Annotated in this window: 7 protein-coding genes; 5 read left to right on the forward strand and 2 right to left on the reverse strand. The window is 67.1% G+C overall.

Going from position 1 to position 8,336, the window contains the following annotated elements:
• Positions 1 to 2: 2 nt before the first annotated feature.
• Complete coding sequence (gene pgi, locus ACE039_RS27580; protein WP_485823898.1) at positions 3 to 1,556, reverse strand: glucose-6-phosphate isomerase; 1,554 nt, start codon at positions 1,554 to 1,556, stop codon at positions 3 to 5.
• A 7-nt stretch (positions 1,557 to 1,563) separates the two neighbouring features.
• Positions 1,564 to 2,958 (reverse strand): phosphomannomutase/phosphoglucomutase, encoded by a 1,395-nt coding sequence (locus tag ACE039_RS27585; RefSeq protein WP_485823899.1) that lies wholly within the window; start codon positions 2,956 to 2,958, stop codon positions 1,564 to 1,566.
• A 325-nt stretch (positions 2,959 to 3,283) separates the two neighbouring features.
• Here ACE039_RS27585 and ACE039_RS27590 point away from each other — a divergent pair, with 325 nt between their 5' ends.
• The 5 genes from ACE039_RS27590 to ACE039_RS27610 all read left to right on the forward strand — a co-directional run.
• A complete protein-coding gene (locus ACE039_RS27590) occupies positions 3,284 to 3,916 on the forward strand; it encodes a BPTD_3102 family carboxylase-like protein (RefSeq protein WP_105556944.1) in 633 nt (210 codons plus the stop codon).
• Between the two features lie 108 nt (positions 3,917 to 4,024).
• A complete protein-coding gene (locus tag ACE039_RS27595) occupies positions 4,025 to 5,440 on the forward strand; it encodes an FAD-binding oxidoreductase (protein WP_485823900.1) in 1,416 nt (471 codons plus the stop codon).
• Positions 5,441 to 5,487: 47 nt separating this feature from the next.
• Complete coding sequence (locus ACE039_RS27600) at positions 5,488 to 6,201, forward strand: response regulator transcription factor (protein WP_105556942.1); 714 nt, start codon at positions 5,488 to 5,490, stop codon at positions 6,199 to 6,201.
• Positions 6,198 to 7,571 (forward strand): sensor histidine kinase, encoded by a 1,374-nt coding sequence (locus ACE039_RS27605; protein WP_485823901.1) that lies wholly within the window; start codon positions 6,198 to 6,200, stop codon positions 7,569 to 7,571. The genes ACE039_RS27600 and ACE039_RS27605 overlap by 4 nt, the downstream gene beginning before the upstream one ends.
• Positions 7,572 to 7,636: 65 nt before the next feature.
• On the forward strand, positions 7,637 to 8,336 hold a 700-nt coding region (locus tag ACE039_RS27610), incomplete at its 3' end, for a phosphatase PAP2 family protein (protein ID WP_485823902.1).

An 8,336-nucleotide genomic window follows, 5' to 3' on the forward strand; every position in this document is an offset into this window, starting at 1 on the left:
GGCTAGTGGCGGCGCGAGATCGCGTCGATCCAGAAGCGGGTGGACGGGTCCTGCTGGCTGGTCTGCGGCGAGTCCAGCTCGCGCATGATGTTCTTGGCCAGCACCTTGCCGAATTCCACGCCCCATTGGTCGAACGGGTTGATGCCCCAGATTACGCCCTGCACGAAGACCTTGTGTTCGTACAGCGCCAGCAGCGCGCCCAGCGTATAGGCTTCCAGTCTGGGCAGCACGATCAGCGAAGAAGGGCGTCCGCCCGGGTGGACCCGATGTTGCGCCAGCAGGCGCGCGCGGGCCGGATCGCGTTCGGTGGCGGAGGTTTCCGCCAGCGCCTCGTCGAAAGATTTGCCGCGCAGCAGCGCGGAACGCTGCGCCAGGCAATTGGCGATCAGCAGTTCATGGTGGCGGGCATAGTCGTGGTTGGGTTGTTCGCACAAGATGAAATCCACCGGCGCGCCCATGGTGTCCTGGTGCAGCCATTGGAAGAACGTGTGCTGGCAGTCCGTGCCCGACATGCCCCAGATCGCAGCCCCCGTCGGCACGCCTGCGGGGCTGCCGTCGGCGGTGGCGACTTTGCCCAGTGACTCCATTTCCAGTTGCTGCGCCCACGGCACGATGTGGTACAGCCGCGAGTCATAGGGCGCGATGACCAGCGAGTCATAGCCCAGCACGCTGCGATTGACCACGCCGGCCAGCGCCAGCTGCACCGGGGCGTTTTCCGCGATCGGGGCGGTGCGGAAGTGCTCGTCCATGGCTGCGGCGCCTGCCAGCAGCTGATCGAACGCGTCGTTGCCCAGCGCCAGCGCGATCGGCAGGCCGATCGCCGACCACAGCGAATAGCGGCCGCCAACCCAGTCCCAGATCTGGAAAATGTGGTCGGGCAAGATCCCCAGGTTCAACGCGGCTTCGACGTTGGACGTGATCGCCACGACCTGCTTGATGGGATCGGCCACGCCGGCTTCCCGCAACCAGTTCATGGCGACTTCGGCGTTGGCCAGCGGTTCGGTGGTCGTGAAGGATTTTGATGCGACGATGACCAGCGTGTCGTGCGGGTCCAGCCGGCTCATGGCGTCGGCGACGGAGTGCGAGTCGACGTTCGAGGCAAAGCGCACTTCCCGTTTCGCGCCGCCATGGCGCAGGGCGCGCGTTACCAGGCGGGGTCCCCAGTCGCTGCCGCCGATGCCCAGATGCAGCACGTAGCCGTATCGGTCCGCCGCGTCGGCCTCGCGCACGAATTCGCGCAGGCGTTCGCGTTCGGCCAGCACGGCGCCGGCCACCGCGGCGGGCGGCTGCGGCGCGCGCAGGGCGGTGTGCCAGGCGGCGCGGTCTTCCGTCCAGTTGGCGTTGCCGCCGTCGAACAGCGTGGCGCGGGCGGCGTCAAAGCCCTGCTGCGCCAGCAATGCCGCCGATGCTTCCTGCAAGGCGGGGGAGTGGGCCTGCGCGCTCAGGTCCAGGCGCAGCCCCGGAGCGTTGATCAGCCGCAATTGCTCGCCGCGTCGCGAGGCGGAGTTCGCCGCCGCGGTGAATTGTTGCCAGGCCGGGCTGTTGGGAAGAGACATGGACGGTTCAGAAAGGCAGTTTGGCTTCCGGCGCGAGCTTGCCCAGTTCGCGGCGGAAATCGGCTTGGATGCGTTGTAGCGCCTCGGTCGTTTCCGCTTCGAAACGCAGCACGACCACCGGCGTGGTGTTCGACGGCCGCGCCAGGCCGAAGCCGTCCGCGTATTCCGCACGGACGCCGTCGATGGTGAGCACACGGCGGGCGTCGGGGAATTGGCCTTGGTCCTGCAATGCCTGGACCAGGGCGAAGGGCTGGCCTTCTTCCATTTCCAGCTTCAGCTCGGGCGTGGACACGTCTTGCGGCAAGGCTTCCAGCGGTGCGCACGCATCGGCGAAGCGCGACACGATTTCAAGCAGGCGGGCGCCGGTGTACAGGCCGTCGTCGAAGCCGTACCAGCGCTCTTTGAAGAAGATGTGGCCGCTCATTTCGCCTGCCAGCGGGGCGCCGGTTTCAGCCAGCTTCGCCTTGACCAGTGAATGGCCCGTCTTCCACATCAGCGGCTCGCCGCCGGCGGCGTCGACCGACAGGCCCACGTGGCGGCTGCACTTCACGTCATAGATGATGGTGGCGCCGGGATTGCGTTCCAGCACGTCGCGGGCGAAAAGCACCAATTGGCGGTCGGGCCAGATGATCTGGCCGGATTTCGTGACCACGCCCAGACGGTCGCCGTCGCCGTCGAAAGCCAGTCCCAGTTCGCAGTCGGTTTCCGCCACGCACTTGATCAGGTCTTGCAGGTTCTTGGGTTCGGCGGGGTCGGGATGGTGGTTGGGGAAGGTGCCGTCGACTTCGCAGAACAGTTCGGTCACCTCGCAGCCCAGTGCGCGGAACAACTGCGGCGCAACCGCCCCTGCGACACCGTTGCCGCAGTCGATCGCAATCTTCATGGGGCGCGCCAGTTTGACGCCGGACGCCACGCGCGCGATGTAGGCCGCGACCAGGTCCAGTTGGCGGCGAACGCCGGCCTGGGCCGCCGGGGCGGCAGCGCCGCCGTTCATCGCGGCGCTCAGGGCCTGCACGTCGTCGCCGTATAGCGCGCGTCCGCCCATCATCATCTTGAAGCCGTTGTACTTGGGAGGGTTGTGGCTGCCCGTGATGGCCACGCCCGAGCCGCACTGCATGATGTGCGTGGCGAAATAGACCAGGGGGGTCGGCACCATCCCGATGTCGACGGTGTCCACGCCGCCCTCCAGCATGCCCTCTTGCAGCGCCGTCGACAGCATCTCGCTGCTGAGGCGGCCGTCGCGGCCCACCACCAGCGTCTGCACGCCTTCAGCCCGGGCGCGGGCGGCCAGCGCCCCGCCCAAAGCGCGGGCGAACGTGGCGTCGATCAGGTCCGGGACGGTGCCACGGATGTCATAGGCCTTGAAGACCGAAGCAGGAAAGTGCGACTTGTTATTACCCACGACGATTCCTTGATAACGGTGTTACAGCGGGGAATTCGACGGGGCGACATGGTGAAAACCCGCGCATCGAAACCCGGCTGGCAAGAGGGTCAAGGTGGAATTATCCTCCATTGGCGGGTAGCGCCTCATCCCGCGGGCGGAGTAGGGCATCTTAAGGGTTGGCGCGCGCCCTGGTTTGGTGCATGTGGGGGCGGAACGCATTGATCCGGTGCGGATGCCGAGGCGGCCGAAAGGGCCTTTGCCAGAGGGCGGCGCATGGCATGGAAATTGCTCGTCATCCGAAGGTGATACGCTTGCTATGCAAGCAGAAAGACCGGGAGGGGCCATGGGTGCCAAAGTTTCTACTGTCATGTCGTCAAGGGGAGCCACCAGCAGGCGCGGCCCCCCCACGGACTATGCCGGGCCGGCCGCCGGTCGTGAACGCCGGCTTGATATCCATGTATTCGTATCGGAAACCGGCGAACTGGCCACCGGCCGCGCCTGGGAGCGCTGCGTCTGGCGCGACGCCCGGGTGCTGATCGCCGAATGCCCGGCGCCGCATCTGCCGGCTTCCGTCGAGGCCGCGTTGCGAGTGATTGCCGCCGATGTCGCCCGCGACCGCGGATGGCAGGGGATGGGCACGGTGGCCTTTTCGCTGGACGATCGCAGCGGGGTCTTCCGGGTGTCGGGCGCGCAGGCGCAGCCGAATGCCGCCGGCTCGCCCGTTGCCGGCCATGATCCCGATGCCGCCCACGCACTGGAAATGCGCATCGACGGCTGCGTCGACCGCCGCCTGCCCTGCACGCGCCTCTTGGTGTGCGGCGCGACGCGCGGCGAGGCCCTGCGCCGCGCCTATCGCGCGCTGTCCGAAATGCCGGGACCCGCGGGCGTCGACCGGGCGTTCCTGATGAACCGCATCGCGTCCCGGGCCTACTGCTCCGGGCTGACCGGCACACGGCTGGACCAGGCCGTCGGTTAGACGTCGGGCTTTGCCTACCCTGCGGGGCGGGCGATTCCGCCCCTACAATAGTCCGCATATCCCTTGACCTGCGCCTGGGCGACACCAGGCCTTTCTTGTGCGGCGCCTATGACTTTGCTGAGCGATCTACAGTCCCTGCTGGGGTTCTCCCATGTGTTGACCGGCGCTGACGCCGAACCCTACGTGCAGGATTGGCGCAGGCGCTACCGTGGCACCGCCTTGGCGGTTATTCGGCCGGGTTCGACGCAAGAGGTCGCCGACGCCGTGAAACTGTGCCTGCACCATGGCGTGCCGGTGGTGCCGCAAGGCGGCAATACCGGTTTGTGCGGTGGCGCCACGCCGGACGAATCCGGCCGCGCCGTGGTGCTGTCCACGGCCCGCCTGACCGCCGTGCGCAATCTGGATACCGCGAACGACACCATCACGGTAGAGGCAGGCTGCATCTTGCAGGCCGTTCAAGAAGCCGCCGCGGGGGCCGACCGCCTGTTTCCGCTGAGCCTCGCGGCCGAGGGCAGCTGCACGATCGGCGGCAACCTGGCCACCAACGCCGGCGGCACGCAGGTGCTGCGCTACGGCAACACGCGCGACCTGACGCTAGGGCTGGAAGTGGTGACCGCGGAAGGCGAAGTCTGGGACGGCCTGCGCGGCTTGCGCAAGGACAACACCGGCTACGACTTGCGCGATCTCTACATCGGCAGCGAAGGCACGCTGGGCATCATCACCGCCGCCACGCTGAAGCTGTTTCCCCGGCCCGTGGCGTCTTGCACGGCGCTATTGACGGTGGACACGGTCGACCACGCGGTGGACCTGCTGTCACGCGCACGTTCAGGGTTTGGCGCCGCGCTGACCGGCTTTGAACTCATGAGCGGCGCCTGCCTCCAGGCCGTGGTGCGCCTGTTCCCGCAGCAGCGCCTGCCCTTCGAAGGGGATTCGGCCGAATCGCCCTGGTTCGCGCTGCTGGAACTGTCCGACAGCGAAAGCGAGGCGCATGCGCGCGAACGCTTCGAGGCCGTGCTGGGCGATGCCATCGATGCAGGCCTGATCGGCGATGCCGCCATTGCCGCCAATGTGGCGCAGAGCAAAGCGCTGTGGCACTTGCGCGAGAGCATCCCGCTGGCCGAGGCCGAGCTGGGCAAATCGGTCAAGCACGACGTATCCATCCCCATTTCGTCCATCGCCGGGTTCGTGCACAAGACCAATGCCTTGCTCCAAGCGCGTTTTCCGGGCGTGCGGCACGTGATCTTCGGCCATCTGGGCGACGGCAACCTGCACTACAACGTGGCCAACGCGGCCGGCCAGACCGAAAGCGAACTGCTGGCGCTGCAAAGCGAAATCTACGGCGTGGTGCATGACAGCGTGCACGCGCACAGCGGTTCCATCAGCGCCGAGCACGGCGTCGGGCAGCTCAAGCGCGATGAACTGCCGCGCTACAAGAGCCCCGTTGAACTGGCGCTGATGCGGCGGATCAAGCGCGCGCTGGACCCGCAGGGGCTGATGAACCCCGGCAAGGTACTGCAAGCCTGAGTCCGCCAACGCGCACCGATCCCGATTCCAACAAGGAACTTCAACTTATGGCTGCCAGCCCCGCGGCAGGTGCGAACAACCGGATCCTGATCGTCGAAGACGATCCCATCATCGCCGGCAATCTCTACACCTTCCTGGAAGCGCGCGGTTTCCTGCCGGACGTGGCCTACACCGGCCATGCCGCGCTGGAGCGCGCAAAAGCGCAGCGTTTCGACGCCGTCATCCTGGACATCGGGCTGCCCGGCATGGACGGCAACGCGGTGCTGCACATCCTGCGCAACGACATGCGGATGTCGGCGCCGGTGCTGATGCTGACCGCGCGCGACAGCCTCGAAGACAAGTTGACGGGGTTTTCGCACGGCGCGGACGATTACCTCACCAAACCCTTTGCCCTGCTGGAAGTCGAGGCCCGCCTGCTGGCCCTGATCCAGCGCGCGAAAGGCGACACGGTGGATTCCGTGCGCCAGTTTGGCCCGCTACAGTACGACACGCGCAGCCGTGGCGTATCGGTCAATGGCACGCCCGTGCACCTGACGCGAAAGGCCGGCCTCATCATGGAGGCCCTGATGCGCGATCCCGGCCGGGTGGTGGCGCGCGAAGAACTGGAATCCGTGCTGTGGGGCAACGAGCCGCCGTCTTCCGATGCGCTGCGCAGCCAGGTCCACCTGCTGCGGCGCGCGTTGGCCGATGCCGGCTTCGACGGCATCGAGACCCTGCACGGCACCGGCTGGAGGCTGGTGCTACCCGGGGACGCGCCATGACACGCGCGGCCGGCGGCACATTGACCCAGCGGGTGGTGTGGGCGCTGACGGGCACGGTCGCGTTGTTCGTCACGGCGCTGGCCTTGCTGGCCTATCTGACTTTCGACCAGATGGAAGACGATCTGGTCAACGACATCCTGAATACGGAAATGGACCGATTGGTCCAACATGCCCGCGCCAGCGACGAGTTCATGCCGCGCCAGGGCGCGCGCGAGCTGGGCGGTTCCATGCGGGCATGGATGAGCGTCGACGGTCAACGCCCCGCCGGTATTCCCGATGAAGTCCTGGGGTTGGAGAGCGGGCTGCACCTGATCGAACCCGGGGCCTATACCTGGCACGTGATGGTGGCCGACACCGGACGGGGCAAGGTTTATCTGTTGTACGACGCCACCGATAACGAAGAACGGGTGCACGACTTCGGCTTGATCGTGCTGGGCGTCGGCGCCATCTGTGTGATCGGTGCCTATGCGTTGTCGCGCCGGGTGGCGGCAGTGGCGGTGGGGCCGCTGCTGGACCTGACCGACCGTCTGTCCACCTGGGCGCCGGGATCGCCCGACATGGCGGTGACGCGCGACGACGAGGCGGGCCGGCTGATCGAAGCCTTCAACCGCGTGCAAAACCAGGTCGACCGATCGATCGCCCGCGAACGCGAGTTTGCGGGCAACCTGAGCCACGAGGTTCGCACGCCGCTGGCTGCCATCCGCTCAGACAGTGAATTGATGCTGCTTACCCAGGCGTTGACGCCAGACCAGCGCCAGCGCCTGACCCGCGTGGTGGATAACGTGGATGATGTAATCGTATGCCTGGAAAGCGCCCGGGCGATGGCGCGTGACCAGCTGCTGCCCCCCGCGCCGGTGGACGTGGCCGAGTGCATGGAAGACGCGTGGCGCGGCTACGAGGCGCAGGCCGGACAAGCCCAATTGCGCTGGGACAACCAGATCGCGCCCGGCCATGTCCTGACGCTGGACCGTTATGCGCTGCTGACCGTGCTGCGCAACCTGGTGCGCAATGCGGTGGAGCACGCCGCCCCAGCGACGCTGACAACCCGTTTCAGCGCGCCGGACACCCTGGAACTGAGCGACGACGGCAAGGGAATCGCCGCCGACGATTTGCCGTTCCTGTTCCGCCGCTACTACAGCGGACGGATGCGGGATTCCAATGCCGGCGACCGCGACGAGACCGCCCGTGGCCTGGGGCTGGCGATCGCCAAGCGCGTCTGCGACATGCAAGGCTGGTTGCTGACCGTCGAATCGTCGCGCGAACCGGAGACCCGGGGAACCCGCTTTTCGCTCCGTTTCGATGCGGGCCTCGCGGCCCCGACGGGCGCGGCGGCTGGCGGCGTTGCGCCGGCGGAACAGGGCCGAATTTGACGAAATTTCGACTCTCGGCGAACTAAGCTCTTCGCTTGTCCGATGCGTCCCTCGTCTATCGACCCATGCCGTCCCCTTTGCTGCCTGCGGCGCGTGCGCCGTCGCCTGTCTGGTATCTCTGCAGCCAGCTGATCGGCGTGACGCTGGCGCTGGCCTGCCTGGCCTGGTGGGCCAATGCCTCGGGCCTGGACCTGCGCATTGCCCGGGCGCTGTTCGATCCTGTCCTGGACGACTTTCCGTTGCATGTGAACCGTTGGCTGGACCTGTTGGGGCATCGCATGGTGCTGGCCTTGCCGATCGGCGTGGCGCTGGCGGCCGTGGGCGTGGCGGCAGCCAGTTTCCGCATCCCGGCCTGGCGCGCATGGCGCGGACCGGCCATGGCCCTGGCGGCGACCTGCCTCGTGGGTCAATTGGTCGCCAATCAGCTCAAGCACTACACAACGCTTCCGCGGCCCTACGACTTGCAGACGTTGGGCGGCTACACACCGTATCCGCTGCATTGGTGGACCTGGGCGCGAGCGCGCGCCGGGGGCGCCTTGCCCAGCGGTCACGCGGGTGCGGGCTATTCGATGCTGACCCTGTACTTCGTGGGCTGGGCCCTCGGTCGACCGGCCTGGCGCTGGTGGGGGCTGGCCGTGGGCGTGGCCGCGGGCGCCGGCTTTTCGGGGGTGCGCATTCTGCAGGGCGCCCATTTCCTGAGCCAGACGCTTTGGTCCGCCGCGCTGTTGTGGTTTCTTGCCGCGCTGTTCTTCTATCCGGTGATGG

The sequence above is a fragment of the Achromobacter maghribensis genome (genome assembly GCF_057334215.1).

Bases quoted from the DNA above. Each gene is read 5' to 3' on its own strand.
- pgi (WP_485823898.1), bottom strand. From the start codon at position 1,556: ATGTCTCTTCCCAACAGCCCGGCCTGGCAACAATTCACCGCGGCGGCG.
- ACE039_RS27590 (WP_105556944.1), top strand. From the start codon at position 3,284: ATGGGTGCCAAAGTTTCTACTGTCATGTCGTCAAGGGGAGCCACCAGC.
- ACE039_RS27595 (WP_485823900.1), top strand. From the start codon at position 4,025: ATGACTTTGCTGAGCGATCTACAGTCCCTGCTGGGGTTCTCCCATGTG.
- ACE039_RS27600 (WP_105556942.1), top strand. From the start codon at position 5,488: ATGGCTGCCAGCCCCGCGGCAGGTGCGAACAACCGGATCCTGATCGTC.
- ACE039_RS27605 (WP_485823901.1), top strand. From the start codon at position 6,198: ATGACACGCGCGGCCGGCGGCACATTGACCCAGCGGGTGGTGTGGGCG.